This window comes from Mycobacterium ulcerans subsp. shinshuense (genome assembly GCF_002355775.1).
GTDB lineage: Bacteria > Actinomycetota > Actinomycetes > Mycobacteriales > Mycobacteriaceae > Mycobacterium > Mycobacterium marinum.
Genome location: NZ_AP017624.1, coordinates 3479727 through 3502604, shown reverse-complemented (window position 1 = coordinate 3502604; position 22878 = coordinate 3479727). Strand labels below are relative to the sequence as shown.

Here is a 22878-nt window from a genome sequence, read left to right as displayed (position 1 = left end):
TGCCCGCCTGCTTAGGCGGGCATCGTCCGTCGTTCCTCGGGCCCCCACAGCGGCTGCATGCCGCCGGGCAGGGCCAGCTGGGTGTCGGTGATGACTTCGGCCAGCTCGCGCAGCGAAACGTGGATGCCGTTCAACAGTTCGGCCAACTCGGTGCGCCGCCCGTCGGTGATTTCTTCCAGCTCGGCCGGATGCGACCGGCGTAGCCGGGCGCTGATCTCATCCACCATTCGCTCGGGGCGCGAGGAGCCCGAGGTGCCGGGCAGATCCTTGAGATTGGCCCGCAGCCGCTCCAACTGGTGGATGAGCGAACGCGGATTGTGCGCGTCGAAAAGCATCAATTCATTGACGGCGGTAACGCGGAACTTTCCGACGGTGCGGCGCCGGTAGATCACCGACGACTCACAGACTTCCAGCGTCGACTCGATGATGGTCTGCTCGGCGACGACGCCGCGCACCGTGGTCAGGGTGTCCGCCAGCAGCGCGGTCAGCCACAGGCCCCGTTCGATGCGCTTGCCGATGTCCATCATGGTCCAGCCCACGTCGCGCACCATCGATTCGCTGGCCACCCCGGAGAGGGTGAGCATCCCGGCCGGCGTTTGCGCCTGGGCCTCGGCCAGTAGCCCATCGGCTTCGGCCAGCGACTGTGGCGGATCCGACCTGAGTGTGACGGCGCGTTCCACGTCGGCCAGCACTATCCAGGTGTCGTTGGACAACTGGCCACGCACCGCCCGTGCGGCCAGCGCCAGTCCCTCCACCGACTGAACCAGCGAGCCCGGCCACTCCAGGTCCACCGTCATCGACCACAGCATCGAGGGAGCGACGGCGATCATTTCGGCGTGGTCGTTGGCGGCCCCGGTATCGGTCCCGGTGATGTTGCCGAGCGCGGCCATCAGCACCGGCACGCATTCGGATTCCTCGGTGTCCTGATGGTGTCGGAACAGGTGATAGCGCTCGCGGGCGACCATCAGCAGGCGGGCCATGTTCTCGGCGCGCTCGCCATAGCGGCCCATCCAGAACAGGTCGGAGAGCACGCGAGGGGAACTGACCCCCAGGGTGCCCGCACCGGTCTTGATCGGCACCAGCGCCGACGGCTCCAATATCGGCTGCACAATCGGGCCGGTGACCGGCGCCGCAACGGTCTCGACGATGGCGCGTTCGGTCGGGCGGACCCAAATATCTTTTGCTGCAACCGATCTCAGCGTGTACGCGGCCGGTCCGGGTGCCAGGACATAGCCCAGGCCACCGATCATCGGCGAGTAACCGCTGCGCTGTGCGACGGTGAACAACCGCATGCCAACCCCGGCTGAAGACAGAACACCCGCGTGATCGGTGGGCGCCGAGGAGAAGGCCGGGAGCTCCTGTCCCACCCACTGCCAGGGCATCGCTTCGATTCGCGCGGCCAACTCGGCCAGCTGCGCGGATGAGAGCGTCGGCCCGACCCGGGTCTTCCCCCCGACGGTGGACTTGATCAGCAGCGACGACAGATTCGCCAAAAGGTGGGAACGCTCGGTGGCGATGCCACCCCAGTACATGGGCGCGCTCTGCAGCATCGGTTCCTCACCCAGCAGGCGCTCGGCCAGCCCCGGCAGGAAACGCATCAGGCCGGGGCTCTCCAGGATGCCGCTGCCCAGCGTGTTGACCACGGTCACGGCACCGCGGTGTTGCGTCTCGACCAGACCCACCACGCCGAGCCGGGAATCGGCACGACGATCCAACGGGTCCGCGTAGGCGGCGTCGACCCGGCGCAGCACCACGTCGACGCGTTTGAGCGTCCCCAGCGAGCGCATCCAAAGTTTGCCGTCGCGGACCACCAGATCCGCGCTCTCTACCAGCGGGAAACCCAGCAGTGTAGCCAGGTAGGCCTGGTCGAACGCGGTCTCCGAATAGATGCCCGGGCTGAGCACCACGACCACCGGGTCCTGGGCGACGTCGGGCGCCGCATCGATCAGCGCCAGACGCAACGCCTGCGCGAACGGCGTGGTCGGCCGGGGCGCGATGTTCTCGTACAGATCGGGGATGGCGTGGGCGACCACGCGCCGGTCGGCCAGCGCATAGCCGGCTCCCGAAGGCGCCTGGGTCCAGTCGGCGTTGACCTGGTAGCTGCCGTCGGGTATCCGGCTGATGTCGCAGTCGTGCAGGAAAAGTTGATGATGCCCAGGCACCTCGATGCCATTGGCGCCGCGCACATAGGCGGGATGGCCGAAGACCAGTTCGGATGGCAGCAGACCCTCGGTGAGTAACCTGCGCGGGCCATACAGGTCCGCGAGCACCGCATCGAGCAGGCGCGACCGTTGCACGAGTCCGGCTTCGAGAACTTCCCAGTCCTGAGCGGACACCACCAGCGGCAGCGTGTCCAGACGCCACGGTCCGGGCTCCAGCCCGTGCACGCCGTGATCCTCGCGCCCGGAATCGACTCCGGTGTAGGTGATGCCGTCGTGGTCGATCAGGCTGTGCACCACCGAACGCAGCCGGTCCAGGCCGGTTCGCCCGCGTTCGGCGACCGCGTCGGCCAGCTCGGTCCAGGCCGGCCGCACATTGCCGTCGGCGTCGACGAACTCGTCGTAACCGATGCCCGGGCTGTCGCGCACATCGAACAGTGCTTCCTGAGCACGCGCGGTGCGGTAGCCGGCCAGCAGCCGGTCGACGTCGTAGGGTTCGGCGGCGGCAACAGCCGCCGGCCTACTCATGCCAAGTACCACCACGCGTCAATTCGTTGCCGGATTGCAGGACCATTACTGTTGCACGGTACGTACGCGTCGCAGGTCGAGAATGCCAGGCGCGCCGATATCGGTGAACATCCGAGCCCGCTTCTCTCGGATGTCGGACAAGTCGAGTTTGCCCGGAGTGAAGCCGGTTGCCTCGAAACGCCGGGCGCGGCGCGACTCCGCTGTGACAGCGTTGACGGGTGGCTCATCGTAGGCGAGCCCGCCGGGATGGGTGACGTGATAGGTGCACCCGCCGCGAGAGGTTCCGGCGGTCAGGTCGATGAGCTCGAACTGCAACGGCCCGTCGGCGGAGCTGGTCGGGTGCAGCGCGCTGGGCGGTTGCCGGGCCTTGAATCGCACGCCACCGACGTGGATATCAGGGTTGTCGGTGGCCAGCAGGGGCACCGGGTAGCCGTTGCAGGTGACCACGTAGCGGTGGCGGTCGGCCCCGATCACGCGGATCTGGAGGCGCTCGACCGATGAGTCGACGTAACGGGCAGTGCCGCTGGCGGTCGACTCCTCGCCAAGGGTGTTCCAGGGCTCGATCGCCCCGCGCAGCTCGATCTCGACACCGTCGAACACGGCGGTGCCGATGCGCGGGAAGCGGAATTCGGTGAATGGGTCCAGCCAGCTGGTCTCGAAGTCGATGCCGTTGGCTCGCAAGTCTGCGGCCACATCGGCGATGTCGTGGATCAAAAAATGCGGCAGCAGATATCGCCCATGCAGGTTGGCGCCGTGGCGGATCAGTGGAGCGCGCAGCGGTTGCTCCCAGAACCACGCCACCAGCGAACGCACCAGCAGCGACTGCACCATTGCCATGCGCAGATGTGGCGGCATCTCGAAACCGCGCAGCTCTAGCAGCCCGAGCCTGCCGCGGGTGCCTTCGGGACTGTAGAGCTTGTCAATGCAGAACTCGGCGCGATGGGTGTTGCCGGTGATGTCGGTCAGCAGATGGCGCAGCGCACGATCGGTCACCCAGGGCTTGGCCGCACCGCCAGCCGACAGCCGAGCGATTTCGGCGAATGCGATCTCTAGCTCGTACAGTGCCTCGGCGCGGCCCTCGTCGACTCGCGGCGCCTGGGAGGTGGTGCCGACAAAGCGCCCGGCGAACACGTAGGACAGAGAGGGGTGCCGCTGCCAGTAGGTCAGCAAGGACACCAGTAAATCCGGGCGGCGCAACAGTGGCGAGTCCGCGGGCGTGACGCCGCCCAGCGTGATGTGATTGCCGCCACCGGTGCCGCCGTGGGATCCGTCCACGTCGAACGACTCGGTGGAGAGCCGGGCGAGCCGGGCTTCTTCGTACAGCGTTTCCAGTTGCTGGCGCTGTTCTTCGAAGCTGGCGGTCGGTGCGACGTTGACCTCGATGACGCCCGGGTCGGGGGTGATCGTCGTCGATTCCAGCCGCGGGTCCGGTGGCGGGCCGTAACCCTCGAGCACCAGCGGGCAGTTGGCCTTCGCCGCCGCGGCCTCGATGCGGGTGACGAGGTCCACGAAGTCTTCAAGCGCTTCGGTGGGCGGGATGAAGATGTACAGCAGCCCCTCGCGAACCTCGGCGACGATCGCGGTCGGCGGCGCATTTTCGGAGTCGTCAAGCACCGCATCCACGGCCCCGGCGGTGGCGGGTTCCGGCAGTGCGTACCCCACCGTCACCGGGTCGACGTCAAAGGATGTCCGCGGCGGTTGCCAGCTGATGGAGTTCAGGGGCAGCCGCAGCCCGGCCGGTGAATCCCCTTCGATCAAGACCAGCCGGCCGCGGCGCAGCCGCCAGTCCGCGCTGGCCCAGCCCGAGCCGTCCTCGCGGCGGTGTAGCGGGAGCACGTGGGCGGCCGCGGACGCGACCGAGGCGTCGAGGCGGGCCAATAGCTCGGCGCGGCCGACAGGGGTGTCGGAGTCGGTTTCGGGGTCGAGGTCGTCGATCGGGTCGACGGGGTCGCCGGACGGCAGTCGCACCGTGGCCGCCAGCCGCGCCAGCGGGTCCTCGTAGGCCGGGCGTACCTGCGACAGGGGCAGTCCCATTCCCTCGGCAAATGCGCTGAGCACCTGGTGGGCGGCGTCGGAATCGACCGGAGTCGGCGGGTCCAGCCAGGGATCGGCCAGCAGCGTGGGGTCGGTCCACAGCGGACGTCCATCGGTGCGCCGATACAGCGCAATCTGCCAGCGCGGCAATGGCTCCCCGGGATACCACCTGCCCTGGCTGCGTTGGACCAACCCCTCAGGAGCCCACCGGGCCTTGAGGCGCGCGGCCAGATCGGATGCCCGTGATCGCTTATGCGGACCGTCGGCGGCGGTGCGCCACTCCTTATCGGCCTGGTTGTCCACCGACACGAAGGTGGGCTCGCCGCCCATGGTCAGCCGGACATCACCGGCCGCCAGGCGTTCGTCCACACGGCGGCCTACATCGCAGATCGTCTGCCACGCCTCATCGGTGTAGGGCAGGGTGACCCGCGGGTCTTCATGCACCCGGGTGACGGTGTTGGAGAATTCCAGCACCGTGTTGCACACGCCGGTGCCCCCGCTGATGGGAGCCGCGCTGGCGGGGTGGGGCGTGGCCGCGAGCGGAATGTGGCCCTCACCGGCGAACAGCCCCGAGGTCGGGTCCAGCCCGATCCAGCCCGCACCGGGAATGTAGACCTCGGTCCAGGCATGCAGGTCGGTGAAGTCTGCCGTGGGGCCCGAGGGTCCGTCGAGGGCCTCGATGTCGGAGGCCAGCTGGACCAGGTAGCCCGACACAAACCGGGCGGCCAACCCGAATTGGCGCAGGATCGACACCAACAACCACGCCGAGTCGCGGCACGATCCGATGCCGGTGCGCAGCGTGAAATCCGGTGTCTGGACACCGGGTTCCATCCGCACGCTGTACCCGACGTCGGCGTTGACCGCGTGGTTGATCGCGACCAGGAAGTCGATGGTGCGGGTGCCCTCGGGCACGCTGAAGTTGGCGACCCAAGCCCGAACCAGGTCCCCGGGGCCGGACTCCTCGCCGGTCTCGTCGACCGGCCGCAAGTACGGCTTGAGGTCATCGGCCAGTGCCTTGGGTTAGGTCAGGCCTTCGGCCGGCCAGGTTTCGGCCCATTCTTCGATGAAGAAGTCGAACGGGTTGATCACCTTCAGGTCGGCGATCAGCCCGACGGTGATGGTCAGGTGCTGCATTGGTTTGGGAAAGACCAACCGGGCCATGAAGTTTCCCAGCGCGTCCTGCTGCCAGTTGACGAAGTGCTCGGTTGGCTCAACCCGCAACGAATAAGCCTCGATGGGGGTGCGAGAGTGCGGTGCTGGGCGCAGCCGCACAACGTGCGGATAAACCTGCACCAGCTTGTCAAAGGTGTAACTGGTGCGGTGCTCCAGCGCAACTTTGATGCTCATAGAAGCTGATCCCATCACAAGACTCTGCTGCCCGCAGCGCTTCGAAATTCGGTGTCGCCGTGGGCTTGACGGCCATGGGCAGCGTCACGCCGTCGCGTGTAACAACGGCGTTTCGGTGGCTTTACGGTTGGTGTTGCGGGGTGGACCGGGGTCCTACCCGAACTGCGGTCCCGGCGGCGCCCCTGGGGGCGGACCGGGCGGCAGACCCGCCGGAGGCCCGGGCTGGCTCAGCTCGACAACCTGGCCACCGGACAGCTTGCGCCAGGTGTAGGTCTGGATGAGCGAGGCAACCGGAACGCCGACGAGCATGCCGACAAAACATAGCAGCTCACCGGCGAGCACCACCGCGTACTGCACCAGCCAGGACAACGCGGTGTTACCGAGTTCGGCACGGACCGTCGCGAAACTGGACTTGATGGAATCGATCGGCGACAGCGATCGGTCCACGGCAGCGATGATCGCGAACTGCGCCAGGAAGCCGAAAATCAGGCCAGGAACGATGCACAGCACCGAGCCGATCGCGGTCAAGACGATCACCAGCAGGCCGGTGAGGATCACCATGCCGAGGTTGCGCGGTTTGAAGAACGATCCGATGGTCACCGGCTTTCCGTCGGCGATGTCCAGGCAGCCCGTGGTGATGCCGGCGTGCATGAACAGCACCACCGCGAACACGGCCAGGTAGCCGATGAACATCACGATGCTCGCCAGCGGGCTCATGGTCATGTTCACGGTTTCCGACGTGTTGCCGTAAGCGTCGGTATAGGTCGTGCTGGTGCGGTCGGAGAAAGCGAAGAAGAGCCCGACCATCACGCCGCCGACAGCGCTCAGGATCAAGCCGTAGATGACGATCGGAACCACCAGGGCCATTGCGTTCTGGGTGAACCGGTTCCACGCCCAGCTGATGGCTTCGCCCACGCTGAAGGGCGGCTTGGCCGGGCCGCCGAATCCCGGCTGGGTCGGGTAGCCGGCCGGCGGTGGGCCGTAGCCGGGGGGCGGGGGTGGCGGCGGGTTGTACCCCGGGGGCGCATACCCGCCGGGCGCCTGGCCGTAACCGGGAGGCGGAGGCGGTGGTGGGGTGCCGTAACCAGGAGGCGGGGGCGGGGCGCCGTAGCCGGGAGGCCCGGCCGGTGGTGCGCCGTAACCCGGTGGGGGAGGCGGTGGAGGCGTGCCGTAGTTCGGTGGTGGCGGGTAGCCCGGAGTGCTCTGATCGCCGCCCTGGGGGTCGGCCTGATTGCCCGGATTTTCTGGCGGCTGGCTCATCGCTTTCCTAAGTGCTTCCGTAGTTCGCCCGCGCGGTGCGCACGGGCGAATCAAGCAAACCGGAACTTAGCAAATATGTGTGGCAGGCGCGCGCATTGGTCGCGCGGCGCCTGTAATCGGCGCCGGCGCATCCCCTCGGATGTGCTGCTCAACCGGTGATGCGGCGCAACTGGCGATATTGCGAAGTGGTATGTCTGAACCCGTGTCCGACGGTCTGTTCGACCTGCCCGGCGCACCGCAACACAGCGATCATGCTCTGGAAGTGTCGGCCGGCGCGCCGCTGGCGGTGCGGATGCGCCCGGAGTCGCTGGACGAAGTGGTGGGGCAGGGCCACTTGCTTGCTCCGGGGGCGCCGCTGCGCCGGCTGGTGGAGGGCTCCGGCGTCGCCTCGGTGATCCTCTATGGCCCGCCAGGTAGCGGGAAGACGACGCTGGCGGCGTTGATCTCGCACGCCACCGGACGAAGGTTCGAGGCGCTGTCGGCGTTGTCGGCCGGAGTCAAGGATGTGCGGGCGGTGATAGAGACTGCCCGGCAGGTGCTCCGTCGCGGCGAGCAGACGGTGCTGTTCATCGACGAGGTGCACCGGTTCTCCAAGACCCAGCAGGACGCCCTGCTGTCGGCCGTCGAGAACCGGGTGGTGTTGCTGGTGGCCGCGACCACCGAGAACCCGTCCTTCTCGGTGGTGGCCCCGTTGCTGTCGCGATCGCTGATTCTGCAGTTGCACCCGCTGGGCGCCGACGACATTCGCGCGGTCGTGCAGCGCGCGGCACAGGATCCACGCGGGCTTGGTGGGCGAGTCGCGATCGCCCCCGATGCCACCGACCTGCTGGTGCAATTGTCCGCCGGTGACGCGCGCCGCGCGCTGACCGCGCTGGAGGTGGCGGCCGAGGCGGCCCAGGCGGCCGGGTCGCAGGTAAGCGTCGAGATCATCGAGCAGTCGCTGGACAAAGCCGCGGTCCGCTATGACCGTGACGGTGACCAGCACTACGACGTGGTCAGCGCCTTCATCAAGTCGGTGCGGGGCTCCGATGTCGACGCCGCGCTGCATTACCTGGCTCGGATGCTGGTGGCCGGTGAAGACCCCAGGTTCGTCGCCCGCCGCCTGATAATCCTGGCCAGCGAGGACATCGGCCTGGCGGATCCGACGGCGCTTCCGACCGCGGTGGCCGCCGCGCAGACGGTCGCCCTGATCGGCCTGCCCGAGGCGCAGCTCACGCTGGCGCACGCCACCATCCATCTGGCGACCGCGCCGAAGTCGAATGCGGTCACCACCGCGCTGGCCGCGGCGATGGCCGATATCAAGGCGGGCAAGGCCGGCCTGGTGCCGCCACACCTACGCGATGGGCACTACTCCGGGGCGGCCGCGCTGGGCCACGCACAGGGCTACAAGTACTCCCATGACGACCCGGACGGGGTGGTGGCCCAACAGTATCCGCCCGACGAATTGGTGGGCACCAACTATTACCGGCCGACCGGCCGCGGCGGCGAACGCGAGATCGGCGGCCGCCTGGAGCGGCTGCGGGCCATCATCCGCCGAAAGCGTGCCTGACCGGTTGGCGGGCGTTGCCCTGCCGCAATAGCGGCCTCAGCCCACTCAGACCAGCTCGGGCACCCGCAGGTGAGCGATCGCCAGCTCGAACTCGGCCACGTCGAGCACCTCGGCGCCCAATTCACGGACCCGCCTGCTGCGCAGTTCGGAATCCTGATCGCGGTTTCGCGCCATCGCCTCCATGGTGTCGAAGGTGGCGCACGAGACCGCACGCCGGCAGGCCGGGTGATCGACCATCAGGCTGGCGCTGCAGAACCCGTCCAGGCCCTCCAGCTCGGGCAACACGTACATCCCGTAGAAGTCCAGGGATCGCTCGATCTGATCCGGAACCACCTTGAGCCAGGTGGCCCGCACGCATGCACCCTGCCGGGAACGGTGGTCACGGTGCAGCATGGTGATGTCCCATTCCTCGACCCGCGCATTGTCGGAGAACATCATCGCGGCCCGGTCCCGGATGGGAGCCACCGCCGGTGCGCGCGAGCGCATGGCCTGCAAGGTCTCCCACGCGCTGGTCGCGATGCAGGTGCCGGACTGGCGGTCGACCAGCAGTGACAACCCGACGTAACCGTCGATCCCTGCAGAGCGGGCATGACGACATCGCGAACATGGGCAATTCCGATGTCGACCGACAAGGGTTGCGCCTGGATGGTGGTGGAGCGTGCGTACACGATCGGCCCCTCCTCTGTCGGGGCGGCGCCCCGGTGGCGCCACCGGTCCCACCAATTACCTTCCTCCTGCCGATTCGGCCTGGCAATGACCTGAGGGGATCTCGGGAGATCTCGGGGGGATCCGCCCACCAGCTCACGGGCGATCGTGGCGATGGTGCGGCGGGAGGGAACGGATTGGCAGGTCGCCGAGCGCCCACCGTAGGCTGGTCTGGATGGATACCGATGTCCTCGACGTTGACACATCGCGTCGCCGCACCGTCGATCTCACCGACGCGGTGCGGGCCTTCTGCGCCAACCATGGTGATGGGCTGTGCAACGTTTTCGTCCCGCACGCGACGGCGGGTGTCGCCATCATCGAGACGGGCGCCGGTTCCGACCACGACCTGGTCGACACCCTGCAGACATTGCTGCCGCGCGACGACCGCTACCGCCACGCGCATGGGTCGCGCGGGCACGGTGCCGATCACGTGTTGCCGGCCCTGGTGTCGCCGTCGGTGACGATGCCGGTGTCGTCGGGCGAGCCGCTGTTGGGTATCTGGCAAAGCGTCGTTCTGGTCGACCTGAATCAGGACAACCCGCGGCGGTCGGTCCGCCTGAGCTTCCTGGAAGGCTAGGTGGAAGGCTGAACGGACCCGGAATGCGTCTTTGGACAGCCTTCTAATAGTCCGGCGAATAGGCTGGCAATCGATCTCTGCTAGAGAAAAACCAAGGAAACTTAAGGAAACAACGACGGTGCAAACACACGAGATCAGGAAGCGGTTCCTTGATCATTTCGTGAAGGCGGGTCACACCGAGGTGCCCAGCGCTTCGGTGATACTCGATGACCCCAACCTGTTGTTCGTCAACGCGGGCATGGTGCAGTTCGTGCCGTTCTTCCTCGGACAGCGCACCCCGCCGTATGCGACGGCCACCAGCATCCAGAAGTGCATACGTACCCCCGATATCGACGAGGTGGGCATCACCACCCGGCACAACACGTTCTTTCAGATGGCCGGCAATTTCTCGTTCGGTGACTACTTCAAACGCGGGGCGATCGAACTTGCCTGGGCGCTGCTGACCAACAGCGTCGCCGACGGGGGTTACGGGCTGGACCCGGAGAAGCTCTGGGCCACCGTCTACCTCGACGACGACGAGGCCGCCGGCTTGTGGCGTGAAGTGGCCGGTCTACCGGCCGATCGGATCCAGCGCCGCGGCATGGCCGACAACTACTGGTCGATGGGCATTCCCGGTCCCTGCGGGCCGTCGTCGGAGATCTACTACGACCGGGGCCCGGACTACGGGCCCGAGGGCGGCCCCGTCGTCAACGAGGACCGCTACCTCGAGATCTGGAACCTCGTGTTCATGCAGAACGAGCGGGGCGAGGGAACCACCAAAGAGGACTACGAGATCCTCGGCCCGTTGCCTCGCAAGAACATCGACACCGGGATGGGTGTGGAGCGCGTCGCGCTGATCCTGCAGGGGGTGCCCAACGTCTACGAGACCGATCTGCTGCGCCCGATCATCGACTTGGTTGCCGCCCGCACGCCCCGCGGTTATGACCAGGGCAATCACGCTGACGATGTGCGCTACCGGATCATCGCCGACCACAGCCGCACCGCTGCGATCCTGATCGCCGACGGGGTGAGCCCCGGCAACGACGGCCGCGGCTACGTGTTGCGCAGACTGCTGCGCCGCGTCATCCGGTCGGCCAAGCTGCTCAACATCGACACCGCGATCGTCGGAGATCTGATGGCCACCGTGCGCGATGCGATGGGGCCCTCCTATCCCGAATTGGCCAGCGACTCCGACCGGATCAACCGCATCGCCGTTGCCGAAGAGACCGCGTTCAACCGCACGCTGGCGTCGGGCTCGCGGCTGTTCGACGAGGTGGCCGGCGCCACCAGGTCCTCCGGTGTCAGCGTGGTGTCCGGTTCGGACGCGTTCACCCTGCATGACACCTACGGATTCCCGATCGAGCTGACCCTGGAGATGGCCTCCGAAGCCGGCCTGACGGTGGACGAGGGCGGCTTCCGCGAACTGATGGCGCAGCAGCGCCGGCGGGCCAAGGCCGACGCGGCCGCGCGCAAACATGCCCACGCCGACCTGACGGCCTACCGGGAACTGGTCGATGCCGGACCTACCGAGTTCACCGGGTTCGATGAGCTCACCTCCGAAGCGCGGATCCTGGGCATCTTCGTCGACGGCAAGCGGGTTCCGGTGGTGGCCCACGGCCAGGCCGTCGACGCCGATCGGGTGGAGCTGGTGCTGGACCGCACCCCGCTGTACGCCGAGTCGGGCGGCCAGATCGCCGACGTCGGAACCATCAGCGGAACGGGGTCGGGCAGCAGCGCCCGCGCGGCGGTGACCGATGTCCAGAAGATCGCCAAGACCCTCTGGCTACACCGGGTCAACGTCGAATCCGGGGAATTCGTCGAGGGCGATGGTGTCGTCGCGGCCGCGGACGCGGGCTGGCGCAAAGGCGCTACCCAGGGCCATTCGGGCACCCACATGGTGCATGCCGCCCTGCGGCAGGTGCTGGGGCCCAACGCGGTACAGGCCGGGTCCCTGAACCGTCCCGGTTACCTGCGATTCGACTTCAACTGGCAGGGTCCGCTCACCGAAGAGCAGCGGGGCCAAATCGAAGAAGTCACCAATCAAGCGGTGCAAGCCGATTTCGCCGTGCACACCTTCACCGAGCAGCTGGAGAAGGCCAAGGCCATGGGCGCGATGGCGCTGTTCGGCGAAAGCTATCCGGACGAAGTCCGGGTGGTCGAGATCGGCGGGCCGTTCTCGATCGAGCTCTGCGGCGGTACCCACGTAGCCACCTCGGCGCAGATCGGTCCGGTGACGATCCTGGGCGAGTCCTCGATTGGCTCGGGGGTGCGGCGGGTGGAGGCTTACGTCGGCCTGGACTCCTTCCGCCACCTGGCCAAGGAGCGCGCCCTGATGGCCGGGCTCGCCTCGTCACTGAAGGTGCCCTCCGAAGAGGTCCCGGCCCGGGTGGCCAGCCTGGTCGAGCGGCTCAAGGCCGCCGAGAAGGAACTCGAGCGTGCCCGGCTCGCCAGTGTGCGGGCGGCGGCGGTCAACGCCGCCGCCGGCGCCGAGCGCATCGGCAACGTCCGGCTGGTGGCGCAGCGCATGTCCAGCGAGATGACGCCGGCGGACCTGCGCACCCTGGTCGGCGACATCCGCGGCAAGCTGGGCAGCGACCCCGCGGTGGTGGCGCTGATCGCCGCCCCGGCCGGGGGAGAGTCCTCCACCGTGCCTTATGTGGTCGCGGCCAACCAGGCCGCCCAGGGACTCGGCCTCGGTGCCAATGAACTGATCAAACACCTAGCCGCGGCAGTCGACGGCCGCGGTGGCGGCAAAGCGGACCTGGCCCAGGGGTCGGGAAAGAAACCGGCTGGCATCGACGCCGCGCTCGAAGCATTACGTGCAGAGATAGCGCGGGTCGGTTGAGTGGTCGCCGCATCGCACCGCTCGCCCGACCGGCCCGGTGATCCAGAGGGCCTCGAACCCGGGACGGGCCGAGGCCGACGCTTGGGTATCGATGTGGGAACGGTGCGCATCGGGGTGGCGTCCAGCGATCCGGATGGCATCCTGGCGACTCCGCTGGAAACGGTGCGGCGCGAGCGCTCCGGCAAGCACCTGCGTCGGCTGGCCACGCTGGTCGGTGAAACGGAGGCGGTCGAGGTCATCGTCGGCCTGCCGCGGACCCTGGCCGACCGCATCGGCTCCTCGGCGCAGGACGCGATCGACCTGGCTGATGAGCTGGCGGCGCGGGTGGCTCCGATACCGGTGCGGCTTGCCGACGAACGGCTGACCACCGTCAGTGCGCAGCGATCGCTGCGCGAGGCGGGTGTCCAGGCCAAGAATCAGCGTGCGGTGATCGACCAGGCCGCGGCGGTCGCGATCCTGCAGGCCTGGCTGGACCAGCGGCGCACCCTGGCCGGGGGCCGCGCCGATGGCTGAGGATGTGTATCGGTCTCGGGCTGAGCCGGTCGCGGTGGGGCCCAACCGGCACCGGATGAGCCGGGTTGACCGGCTCAAGCGCAATCGCGAACAACACAACCGACGCCGGCGGCGGCGCGTCCTCGGGGGATTCGTCTTCGGACTGCTGGTCGTGTTCGTGGTGGTGGTCGTCGTCTTCGGCACCAAGCTATGGAATGTCATGCTCGGCACCGGCGGTGACTACGCCGGTCCGGGCAAGCGCGACGTCGTCATCCACATCAGCCCGGGCGACTCCACCACCGCGGTCGGCGAAACGTTGTACAACAACCACGTGGTCGCCACGGTGCGGGCATTCGTGGACGCGGCCCACGGCAACGCCGTGATCGCGGCGATCCAGCCGGGCTTCTACCTGGTGCGTACCGAGATCCCGGCGGCCGATGCGGTCGCCCGGCTCGCGGACCCCAAGAACCGCGTCGGCAAGCTGGTCATCCCGGAGGGCCGTCAGCTCGACGACACCACCGACATGAAGACCAATGTGGTGACGCCCGGCATTCTGACCTTGATTTCGCGTGCCACGTGCGTGGACCTGGACGGCAAGAAGCACTGCATCTCGATGGCCGACTTGCGTACGGCGGCGACCAAGAGCACGCCCGCCACGTTGGCGGTGCCGTCGTGGGCCGTCGAACCGGTGCTCGAACTCGGCGCTGATCATCGCCGGATCGAGGGCCTGATCGCCCCGGGGACCTTCAACATCGATCCCGCGGGATCGGCGGACAAGATCCTGGCCTCGCTGATCAGCGCCGGTGCCGTGGAGTACTTGAAATCCGGTTTGGTGGACAACGCCAAGTCGCTGGGCCTGTCGCCCTACGACATCCTGGTGGTGGCGTCGTTGGTGCAGCAGGAGTCCAACGCCCAAGATTTCCCGAAAGTCGCGCGGGTCATCTACAACCGCCTCAACGAGCACCGCGCCCTCGAGTTCGACTCCACGGTGAACTACTCGCTGGATCGTCGCGAGGTGGCCACCAGCGACGCCGACCGCGCGATGCGGACTCCGTGGAACACCTACATGTCCGAAGGGTTGCCGGCCACCGCGATCTGCTCGCCCGGGGTCGAAGCGCTGCACGCGGCCGAGCATCCGCAACCCGGGGACTGGTTGTACTTCGTCACCATCGATAGCCAAGGCACGACGCTGTTCACCAGGGACTACCAGCAACACCTGGCGAATATCGAGCTGGCCAAACGTAACGGTGTCCTCGATAGCGCGCGATGAGCAGCGGCCAGGAGCACAATCAACCACCGCGCGGTAGGAAAGCGGCCGTCCTCGGTTCGCCGATCGCTCATTCGCGGTCCCCGCAGCTGCATCTGGCTGCCTACCGGGCGCTGGGCCTGACCGACTGGACATACCAGCGGATCGAGTGCGACGCCGCGCAATTGCCCGCGGTGGTGGGTGGTTTCGGGCCGGAGTGGGTCGGCGTATCGGTGACCATGCCGGGCAAGTTCGCCGCGTTGCAGTTTGCCGACGAGCGCACCGCCCGCGCCGAGCTGGTTGGATCGGCCAACACCCTGGTCCGCACCCCACGCGGGTGGCGGGCAGACAACACCGACATCGACGGTGTCGCGGGGGCGCTGGGGCAGGCATCCGGACCGGCCATTGTCTGCGGTTCGGGCGGCACCGCACCGGCAGCCGTGGTGGGGCTGGCCGAACTCGGCGTCACAGAGATCACGATCGCGGCGCGCAACGCGGACAAAGCCGCCCGATTGGTCGACCTGGGCGCCCGGCTCGGGGTGGCCAGCCGGTTCTGCGGACTGGATGACCCCGAGCTGGGCGAGCGGGCCGCATCCGCGGCGGCGCTGGTCAGCACCATTCCGGCCGAGGTGGCGTCACGTTACGCGGCCACCTTCGCCACGGTCCCGGTGGTGCTGGATGCGATCTACAACCCGTGGCCGACACCGCTGGCGGCCGCCGTGGCCGCCGCGGGTGGCCGGGTGATCAGTGGCCTGCACATGCTTTTGCATCAGGCATTTGCCCAGGTGGAGCAATTCACCGGGTTACCCGCCCCCCGTGCGGCGATGACTTGCGCATTGGAGGCGCTGGATTAGCCTGCCTGGGAATGTGGCTGGTGATCCGAACCCCGGTAGTGGCCGTCGTGGTGGCCTGGCTGCTGGTGTTGAGCTACACCGACATTCGACATCGGCGGCTGCCCAACCGTTTCACGCTGCCCGGCGCGGGCGCGATGCTGCTCGGTGCCCTGGTGGCCGGGCGGGGGACGGCGGCACTGGCCGGGGCGGCCGCGCTGACAAGTGTCTACCTGCTGGTGCATCTGCTGGCTCCAGCCGCGCTGGGTGCCGGCGACGTGAAACTGGCGATCGGTCTGGGTGCTCTGGCCGGCTCGCTCGGGGTCGAGGTGTGGTTCCTGGCGGCGTTGGCGGCCCCGCTGATGACTGCGCTGTGGGCGGTCGGCGCACGGCTGCGCACCGGTGCCCTGGCCGTCCCGCACGGTCCGTCGATGTGTCTGGCGACCGCCGTGGCCGCCGGGCTGGCGCTGCTCGGGTAGTTGGGCCCGGCCGGTTCGGGCGGCCGGCAGCCGAGCCATGGCCGGGCGTGCACGGCCATCGTGGGAAGATGTTCGGGTGTTGCGCTGGATAACTGCGGGGGAATCCCATGGCCGTGCGTTGGTGGCCCTGGTCGACGGAATGGTTGCCGGGGTAGAGGTCACCTCGACGGAGATCGCCGATCAGTTGGCCCGCCGCCGGCTCGGCTACGGACGTGGCGCCCGGATGGCGTTCGAGCGTGACGCGGTGACCGTGCTCTCCGGAATACGCCACGGCAGCACGCTGGGCGGCCCGATCGCGATCGAGATCGGTAACACCGAATGGCCGAAGTGGGAAGCGGTGATGGCGGCCGACCCGCTGGACCCGGCCGCCGCGGCCGAGCTGGAGAATTCCGTCCGCAACGCGCCGCTGACCCGGCCGCGGCCGGGGCATGCCGACTATGCGGGCATGCTCAAGTACGGCTTCGACGACGCCCGGCCGGTGCTGGAACGGGCTAGTGCCCGCGAGACCGCCGCCCGAGTCGCCGCGGGCACCGTAGCGCGGGCCTTCCTGCGTCAGGCCCTGGGCGTGGAAGTGCTGTCGCACGTCGTCTCGATCGGCGCGTCGGCGCCCTACGACGGCCCGCCGCCGCAGCCCGAGGACCTGCCCGCCATCGACGCCAGCCCGGTGCGCGCGTTCGACGGGCAAGCCGAAAAATCCATGATCGCCGAGATCGAGGCGGCCAAGAAGGACGGCGACACCCTCGGCGGCGTCGTCGAGGTGGTAGCGCTGGGGCTGCCGGTGGGGCTGGGGTCGTTCACCAGCGGTGAGAACCGGCTGGACAGCCAGCTCGCCGCGGCGGTGATGGGCATCCAGGCCATCAAGGGCGTGGAGATCGGTGACGGGTTCGAGACCGCGCGTCGCCGCGGTAGTCGCGCCCACGACGAGATGTACCCCGGCACCGACGGTGTGGTGCGCTCCACCAACCGGGCCGGGGGTCTGGAAGGCGGGATGACCAATGGCCAGCCGCTGCGGGTGCGTGCGGCGATGAAGCCCATCTCCACCGTCCCCAAGGCGCTGGCCACCGTTGACCTGGCCACCGGCGATGAAGCCGTCGCCATCCATCAGCGTTCCGACGTGTGCGCCGTGCCGGCCGCGGCAGTGGTGGTCGAGACCATGGTGGCGCTGGTGCTGGCCAGAGTGACGCTGGAGAAATTCGGTGGCGATTCGCTGGCCGAGACCCGCCGCAACATCGAGGCGTATCAGCGCAGCGTTGCCGACCGGGAAGCGCCGGCCGCCCGGGCCCGGGCCATCCGGGGTTAGGCGCCACGATGGCACCCAAAGCGGTATTGGTGGGATTGCCGGGTTCCGGCAAGTCGACCATCGGGCGTCGGCTGGCCAAGGCGCTCGGAGTGAGTCTGCTCGACACCGATGCGGCGATTGAGCAGCAGGCCGGGCGCAGCATTGCCGAGATCTTCGCCACCGACGGGGAAGAGGAGTTCCGACGTATCGAGGAGGAAGTGGTGCGCGCGGCTTTAGCCGATCATGACGGAGTGCTGTCGCTGGGCGGCGGCGCGGTCACCAGCCCCGGGGTTCGCTCGGCGCTGGACGGCCACACCGTCGTCTACCTGGAGATCAGTGCCGCCGAAGGGGTGCGCCGCACCGGCGGCAGCAACGTACGGCCGCTGTTGGCCGGGCCCGATCGGGCGGAGAAGTTCCGCGCGCTGATGTCCCAACGGATTTCGTTGTATCGGCGGGTGTCGACCATTCGTGTCGACACCAATCGCCGCAATCCCGGTGCGGTGGTGCGCTACATCATGTCGCGCCTGGACGACCCCACACCGAACACGAGTCCCTCCTCCACCGCCAGCGGGGCCGCCACATGAGCGACAACAAAGAACCGGTCACCGTGCAGGTGGCCGTCGACCCGCCGTACCCGGTGGTGATCGGTACCGGGTTGCTGACCGAGCTGGAGGAACTGCTCGCCGGCCGGCACAAGGTCGCCATCCTGCATCAGCCGGTGCTGACCGAGACTGCCGAGGCCATCCGTAACCACCTTGCCGACAAGGGGATCGACGCGCACCGCATCGAGATCCCCGACGCCGAGGCCGGTAAGGAGCTGCCGGTCGTGGGATTCATCTGGGAAGTGCTGGGGCGCATCGGGATCGGGCGAAAGGACGCTCTGGTGAGCCTGGGCGGCGGCGCGGCCACCGACGTCGCCGGGTTCGCGGCCGCCACCTGGCTGCGTGGTGTCTCGATCGTGCACGTGCCAACCACGTTGCTGGGCATGGTCGATGCGGCCGTCGGAGGCAAGACCGGTATCAACACCGACGCCGGCAAGAACCTGGTCGGAGCCTTCCACCAGCCGCTCGCGGTGCTCGCCGACCTGGCCACGCTGCAGACCTTGCCGCAAAACGAAATCGTCTGTGGGATGGCCGAAGTGGTCAAGGCGGGCTTCATCGCCGATCCGGTTATCCTGAACCTCATCGAAGCCGATCCGCAGGCCGCATTGGATCCGTCCGGTGATGTGATGCCGGAATTGATCCGGCGTTCGATTGCGGTCAAGGCGGAGGTTGTCGCGGCCGACGAGAAAGAATCCGAGCTGCGCGAAATCCTCAACTACGGACACACTTTGGCTCATGCGATCGAGCGCCGGGAGCGTTATCAGTGGCGACACGGTGCCGCGGTGTCGGTGGGTCTGGTCTTCGCGGCCGAACTCGCCCGGCTTTCCGGGCGCCTCGACGACGCCACGGCGCTGCGTCATCGCACCATCCTGTCGGCGCTGGGCCTGCCGGTCAGCTACGACGCCGATGCGCTGCCGCAGTTGCTGGAATTCATGACCGGCGACAAGAAGACCCGGGCCGGAGTGCTGCGGTTCGTGGTGCTCGACGGGCTGGCCAAGCCGGGACGGATGGTGGGTCCGGATCCGGGGTTGCTGGTGACCGCCTACGCGGGAATCTGTGCCCCATGAGCGAGCCGATGACCGTCGTCAACGTTCTCAATGGTCCCAACCTGGGCCGGCTGGGCCGGCGTGAGCCCGACGTCTACGGCAGCACCACGCACGCCGAACTCGCCGCCCTGATCGAGCGGGAGGCCGCCGGGCTGGGACTGCAGGCGGTTGTTCGGCAAAGTGATAGCGAGGCAGAACTGCTGGACTGGATTCATCGGGCCGCCGACGCCGGCCAGCCCGTGATCCTCAATGCCGGCGGGTTGACGCACACCTCGGTGGCGCTGCGCGACGCCTGTGCGGAATTGAGCGCGCCGCTGATCGAGGTGCACATCTCAAATGTCCACGCCCGCGAGGAGTTCCGGCGCCACTCTTACCTGAGCCCGGTTGCAACCGGGGTGATCGTCGGGCTGGGCATCCAGGGTTACCTGCTGGCCCTGCGGTACCTGGCCAGCTACTAGTCCTTCTTCTTTTTCGGCACTTCGTCCGTCTTGGTCTCGCCCTCGTCGAGCTGGATCACCTCGGTGCTCGCCTCACTTTCTGTGGTGGCGATCGTCTCGGTTTTTGCCTCCGGCTCGGCCGTGCGGATCACCTCGGTCGGTGACTCTTGCTCGGTGGTGGCGATCACCTCGGTCGGGGCATCGCGTTCGACGGTGGCAACCGCGGTGGGAGCCGTTGCCTGTGCCTGGTTGGAGGCCACCGGCATCTCCCCGGTAGGACTGTCGTCGGCGCGCACCGCGGCGAACACATCAGTGTCGGCGCGGCCGCCGGTTCCGTCGTGGGTGGGCACCGGGGGAGCATTGCGGTCCACCCGCCACCTGCCCACGGCCACACCGGAAATTCCCGGCAGGAAGATGATCAACGCGGTGAAGGCGGTAAACGTCGTAACCTCGTTGATCAGCCCGCCGACATAGATACCCTTGTAGAACAACGCGATGATCCAGGCGACCGCGCCGCTGAGGATACCGGCCACCAGGCCGGCCACCAGCCAGGTCATGGCCAGATCTGCGCGGCGATCCGGGTCCGGATTCGCCTTGGCGTCGGCACGGCCGTCGAGTGTGCCCCACACAATGACGGCGATGACGTACAGCAGCAGCAACACCAGGCTTATCAGTCCGGCTTGCGTCTGCCATGCGTTGATCAAGGCCCCCTGGAAGAGGCGGAGAACGACCATCGCGGCGGCGAACGCTAGTCCACGCAGCATCCAGTTAGTCATGAATGGTCAGCGTAGCGAGTACCGTCAAGGGTCGTGACACATTCCCAGCGTCGACACAACCTCAAATCCAAAATCAGTGCCGCCGGACTGGACGCGATGCTGGTCACCGATTTGATCAATGTGCGATATCTCTCCGGGTTCAGCGGATCCAACGGTGCGTTGCTGGTATTCGCCGACGAGCGTGAAGCCGTGCTGGCCACCGACGGTCGATACCGCACGCAGGCCGCCCATCAGGCGCCGGACCTCGAGGTGGCCATCGAACGCGCCATCGGGCGACACCTGAGCTGCCGGGCTGCCGATGACGGTGTTGGCCGGCTGGGCTTCGAAAGCCATGTGGTCACGGTGGACGGCTTTGATGCGCTCACGGGTGCGCTGGCGGACACCAACACCGAGTTGGTTCGCGCCTCCGGCACCGTGGAGGTACTGCGCGAGATCAAAGATGCCGGTGAGCTTGCGTTATTGCGGCTGGCGTGCGAGGCGGCCGACGCCGCGCTGTCGGACTTGATCAAGCGCGGCGGGCTGCGGCCGGGCCGCACCGAGCGCGAGGTGGCCCGCGATCTTGAGGGCCTGATGCTCGACCATGGTGCCGACGCGGTGTCGTTCGAGACGATTGTGGCTGCCGGGCCGAACTCGGCCATCCCACACCACCGGCCCACCGACGCGGTGCTGGCCAAGGGTGATTTCGTCAAGATCGACTTCGGTGCGCTGGTTGCCGGCTATCACTCGGACATGACCCGCACCTTCGTGCTGGACAAGGCGGCCGACTGGCAGTTGGAGATCTATGAGCTGGTCGCCGCGGCGCAAAAGGCCGGTCGAGAGGCGTTGTCTGCGGGCGCCGAGTTGCGCGACGTGGATGGCGCCGCGCGACAGATGATCGTCGACGCGGGGCATGGAGATAACTTCGGTCACGGTCTGGGACACGGTGTTGGCCTGCAGATACACGAAGCACCGGGCATCGGGGCCACATCCGTCGGTACACTACTGGCGGGCTCCGTGGTTACCGTGGAGCCCGGCGTTTATTTGCCCGGCCGCGGCGGTGTCCGCATCGAGGACACGTTGGTAGTGCCCAATGGGGGCCCGAAGACACCGAGAAGCGCCGCGCAGACCCCGGAATTGTTGACCCGGTTCCCGAAGGAACTGACCATCTTGTAGGAGATTTACCGATCGTGGCGAGCACTGCTGACTTCAAGAACGGACTTGTTCTGCAGATCGATGGACAGCTGTGGTCCATCGTGGAATTCCAGCACGTTAAGCCCGGTAAGGGTCCGGCCTTCGTGCGTACCAAGCTCAAGAACGTGCTCTCGGGCAAGGTTGTCGACAAGACCTACAACGCCGGCGTGAAGGTGGACACCGCCACCGTCGACCGGCGCGACACCACCTACCTCTACCGCGATGGCTCCGACTTCGTGTTCATGGACAGCCAGGACTACGAGCAGCACCCATTGCCGGAGTCGCTGGTGGGAGATGCCGCCCGATTCCTGCTGGAGGGCATGCCGGTGCAGGTGGCGTTTCACGACGGAGCGCCGCTGTACATCGAGCTGCCGGTGACCGTCGAGATCGTGGTCACCCATACCGAGCCGGGTTTGCAGGGCGATCGCTCCAGCGCCGGCACCAAGCCGGCCACCCTGGAGACGGGCGCCCAGATCAACGTGCCGCTGTTCATCAACACCGGGGACAAGCTGAAGGTGGATTCGCGTGACGGCGGCTACCTGGGCAGGGTCAACGCCTGAGTATGCCTGAGGGAAGGCCGGGCAAACCGGTTAAAGGACGTCACCAGGCCCGCAAGCGTGCGGTGGACCTGATGTTCGAGGCTGAGGCGCGGGGCCTGGGCCCGGGCGAGATCGCGGACCTGCGCACCGAGCTGGCCGAGACGAAGCCGGACGTGGCGCCGCTGCACCCGTACACGGCGGCGGTGGCGCGCGGGATTGGCGAGCACGCCGCTCACATCGACGACCTGATCACGTCGCATCTGCAGGGCTGGACGCTGGACCGGTTGCCGGCCGTGGATCGTGCCATCCTGCGAGTCGCGGTGTGGGAACTGTTGTATGCCGACGACGTGCCCGAACCGGTCGCCGTCGATGAAGCCGTCGAGCTGGCCAAGGAATTGTCCACCGACGACTCGCCGAGCTTCGTCAACGGTGTGCTGGGACAGGTCATGCTGGTGAGGCCGCAGATTCGGGCGGCTGCCGCGGCGGTCCGGCAGGCGGTCCCGGACGAATCGTCGCGCCTGCCGGAAAACCAGGGATCGTGCTGATGAGCAGGCTCGAGTTGCGTGTCGTGGTCGCGGCCTGGATGGCAGCGGCGGTGATCCTCGGCGCGGTCATATGCGCCGCCTACGGGTGGGCCATCGTCGCCTCCGCACTGTCGATCTACGCCCTGGGCGTGGGTGCCTGGCTGTACCACTCGGTCGAGCGGCTGATTCTGGCCCGCCGGATCAGTACGGTTCGTACCGCGGCCAGGCCGTTACAGCCGTTGCTTCCCGTGATGGCCGCCATCATGGGTCTGACCCAGGCGGTGGTGCGCTCGTTGGGCGATGTCACGGACTTGCCCGCGCGCCGCTGGGAGCTTCCCCAGTTCCCGCAGCTTCCGGTGCTGCGCTGGGTGGACAGCGGCCGGGGAAACCGGCGGGTCGTCGACAGCGACGACGAGTTCGAAGCCTGACCGAACGGATCGCACCCTCAAGCGTCGCGGTCAGGGCGAACATTCGG

General features: G+C 67.6%; 18 protein-coding genes and 2 pseudogenes. 15 read left to right on the top strand and 5 right to left on the bottom strand.

Annotation, left to right across the window (positions count from 1 at the left end; all coding sequences use genetic code 11):
• Positions 1–11: 11 nt before the first annotated feature.
• From SHTP_RS15630 to SHTP_RS15620, 3 genes and pseudogenes are all read right to left on the bottom strand, one after another.
• Entirely contained in the window at positions 12–2687 is a 2676-nt protein-coding gene (locus SHTP_RS15630; protein WP_096371081.1) for a circularly permuted type 2 ATP-grasp protein, read from the bottom strand.
• A gap of 45 nt (positions 2688–2732) precedes the next feature.
• Positions 2733–6068: pseudogene (locus tag SHTP_RS15625) on the bottom strand (transglutaminase family protein).
• A 153-nt stretch (positions 6069–6221) separates the two neighbouring features.
• Positions 6222–7328, bottom strand: coding sequence for a hypothetical protein (locus SHTP_RS15620; RefSeq protein ID WP_096371080.1), 1107 nt, complete (start codon positions 7326–7328; stop codon positions 6222–6224).
• A gap of 190 nt (positions 7329–7518) precedes the next feature.
• Here SHTP_RS15620 and SHTP_RS15615 point away from each other — a divergent pair, with 190 nt between their 5' ends.
• Positions 7519–8877 carry a replication-associated recombination protein A gene (locus SHTP_RS15615; protein ID WP_096372505.1) on the top strand — a complete coding sequence of 453 codons (1359 nt, stop codon included), beginning with the start codon at positions 7519–7521 and terminating at the stop codon, positions 8875–8877.
• A gap of 45 nt (positions 8878–8922) precedes the next feature.
• On the opposite strand, the pseudogene SHTP_RS15610 reads toward SHTP_RS15615, so the two are convergent.
• Positions 8923–9545, bottom strand: a pseudogene (locus SHTP_RS15610) (hypothetical protein).
• A 212-nt stretch (positions 9546–9757) separates the two neighbouring features.
• Here SHTP_RS15610 and SHTP_RS15605 point away from each other — a divergent pair.
• The 10 genes from SHTP_RS15605 (at position 9758) to aroQ (ending at position 19415) form a co-directional block, all read left to right on the top strand.
• A complete protein-coding gene (locus SHTP_RS15605; RefSeq protein WP_096371079.1) occupies positions 9758–10159 on the top strand; it encodes a secondary thiamine-phosphate synthase enzyme YjbQ in 402 nt (133 codons plus the stop codon).
• Between the two features lie 118 nt (positions 10160–10277).
• Positions 10278–12983, top strand: a complete 2706-nt coding sequence (gene alaS / locus SHTP_RS15600) for an alanine--tRNA ligase (RefSeq protein ID WP_096371078.1) — start codon at positions 10278–10280, stop codon at positions 12981–12983.
• The gene (gene ruvX, locus SHTP_RS15595) at positions 12984–13496 is read left to right on the top strand and encodes a Holliday junction resolvase RuvX (RefSeq protein WP_096371077.1); all 513 of its coding nucleotides are present in this window, start codon (positions 12984–12986) and stop codon (positions 13494–13496) included.
• Positions 13489–14745: an endolytic transglycosylase MltG gene (gene mltG / locus SHTP_RS15590; protein WP_012393937.1), complete on the top strand. Its 1257-nt coding sequence runs from the start codon at positions 13489–13491 to the stop codon at positions 14743–14745. The genes ruvX and mltG overlap by 8 nt, the downstream gene beginning before the upstream one ends.
• Positions 14742–15575, top strand: a complete 834-nt coding sequence (locus SHTP_RS15585; protein ID WP_094357527.1) for a shikimate dehydrogenase — start codon at positions 14742–14744, stop codon at positions 15573–15575. Before mltG ends, SHTP_RS15585 begins: the two co-directional genes overlap by 4 nt.
• Positions 15576–15586: 11 nt before the next feature.
• Positions 15587–16030, top strand: a complete 444-nt coding sequence (locus SHTP_RS15580) for a prepilin peptidase (RefSeq protein ID WP_012393939.1) — start codon at positions 15587–15589, stop codon at positions 16028–16030.
• Between the two features lie 76 nt (positions 16031–16106).
• Entirely contained in the window at positions 16107–17330 is a 1224-nt protein-coding gene (gene aroC, locus SHTP_RS15575) for a chorismate synthase (protein ID WP_096372504.1), read from the top strand.
• A gap of 8 nt (positions 17331–17338) precedes the next feature.
• On the top strand, positions 17339–17893 hold the full coding sequence (locus tag SHTP_RS15570; protein WP_096371076.1) for a shikimate kinase: 555 nt from the start codon (positions 17339–17341) through the stop codon (positions 17891–17893).
• Positions 17890–18978 carry a 3-dehydroquinate synthase gene (aroB, locus tag SHTP_RS15565; protein ID WP_096371075.1) on the top strand — a complete coding sequence of 363 codons (1089 nt, stop codon included), beginning with the start codon at positions 17890–17892 and terminating at the stop codon, positions 18976–18978. The genes SHTP_RS15570 and aroB overlap by 4 nt, the downstream gene beginning before the upstream one ends.
• Positions 18975–19415 (top strand): type II 3-dehydroquinate dehydratase, encoded by a 441-nt coding sequence (aroQ, locus tag SHTP_RS15560; RefSeq protein ID WP_012393943.1) that lies wholly within the window; start codon positions 18975–18977, stop codon positions 19413–19415. The genes aroB and aroQ overlap by 4 nt, the downstream gene beginning before the upstream one ends.
• Here aroQ and SHTP_RS15555 read toward each other — a convergent pair.
• Positions 19412–20170, bottom strand: coding sequence for a B-4DMT family transporter (locus SHTP_RS15555; protein WP_096371074.1), 759 nt, complete (start codon positions 20168–20170; stop codon positions 19412–19414). The genes aroQ and SHTP_RS15555 overlap by 4 nt on opposite strands.
• 33 nt (positions 20171–20203) lie before the next feature.
• On the opposite strand from SHTP_RS15555, the gene SHTP_RS15550 reads away from it, so the two are divergent.
• The 4 genes from SHTP_RS15550 to SHTP_RS15535 are packed head-to-tail and all read left to right on the top strand — an operon-like array spanning position 20204 to position 22831.
• A complete protein-coding gene (locus SHTP_RS15550; protein ID WP_096371073.1) occupies positions 20204–21322 on the top strand; it encodes a M24 family metallopeptidase in 1119 nt (372 codons plus the stop codon).
• 14 nt (positions 21323–21336) lie between these two features.
• Positions 21337–21900, top strand: coding sequence for an elongation factor P (gene efp, locus SHTP_RS15545; RefSeq protein ID WP_096371072.1), 564 nt, complete (start codon positions 21337–21339; stop codon positions 21898–21900).
• Between the two features lie 2 nt (positions 21901–21902).
• A complete protein-coding gene (gene nusB, locus SHTP_RS15540; RefSeq protein ID WP_011739866.1) occupies positions 21903–22424 on the top strand; it encodes a transcription antitermination factor NusB in 522 nt (173 codons plus the stop codon).
• Positions 22424–22831, top strand: coding sequence for a hypothetical protein (locus SHTP_RS15535; protein WP_012393948.1), 408 nt, complete (start codon positions 22424–22426; stop codon positions 22829–22831). The genes nusB and SHTP_RS15535 overlap by 1 nt, the downstream gene beginning before the upstream one ends.
• The last annotated feature ends 47 nt before the right edge of the window (positions 22832–22878 follow it).

Bases quoted from the DNA above. Each gene is read 5' to 3' on its own strand.
- SHTP_RS15620 (WP_096371080.1), bottom strand. From the start codon at position 7,328: ATGAGCCAGCCGCCAGAAAATCCGGGCAATCAGGCCGACCCCCAGGGC.
- SHTP_RS15585 (WP_094357527.1), top strand. From the start codon at position 14,742: ATGAGCAGCGGCCAGGAGCACAATCAACCACCGCGCGGTAGGAAAGCG.
- aroQ (WP_012393943.1), top strand. From the start codon at position 18,975: ATGAGCGAGCCGATGACCGTCGTCAACGTTCTCAATGGTCCCAACCTG.
- aroB (WP_096371075.1), top strand. From the start codon at position 17,890: ATGAGCGACAACAAAGAACCGGTCACCGTGCAGGTGGCCGTCGACCCG.
- mltG (WP_012393937.1), top strand. From the start codon at position 13,489: ATGGCTGAGGATGTGTATCGGTCTCGGGCTGAGCCGGTCGCGGTGGGG.
- SHTP_RS15615 (WP_096372505.1), top strand. From the start codon at position 7,519: ATGTCTGAACCCGTGTCCGACGGTCTGTTCGACCTGCCCGGCGCACCG.
- SHTP_RS15570 (WP_096371076.1), top strand. From the start codon at position 17,339: ATGGCACCCAAAGCGGTATTGGTGGGATTGCCGGGTTCCGGCAAGTCG.
- SHTP_RS15605 (WP_096371079.1), top strand. From the start codon at position 9,758: ATGGATACCGATGTCCTCGACGTTGACACATCGCGTCGCCGCACCGTC.
- nusB (WP_011739866.1), top strand. From the start codon at position 21,903: ATGCCTGAGGGAAGGCCGGGCAAACCGGTTAAAGGACGTCACCAGGCC.
- SHTP_RS15630 (WP_096371081.1), bottom strand. From the start codon at position 2,687: ATGAGTAGGCCGGCGGCTGTTGCCGCCGCCGAACCCTACGACGTCGAC.
- SHTP_RS15535 (WP_012393948.1), top strand. From the start codon at position 22,424: ATGAGCAGGCTCGAGTTGCGTGTCGTGGTCGCGGCCTGGATGGCAGCG.
- SHTP_RS15555 (WP_096371074.1), bottom strand. From the start codon at position 20,170: ATGACTAACTGGATGCTGCGTGGACTAGCGTTCGCCGCCGCGATGGTC.
- SHTP_RS15580 (WP_012393939.1), top strand. From the start codon at position 15,587: ATGTGGCTGGTGATCCGAACCCCGGTAGTGGCCGTCGTGGTGGCCTGG.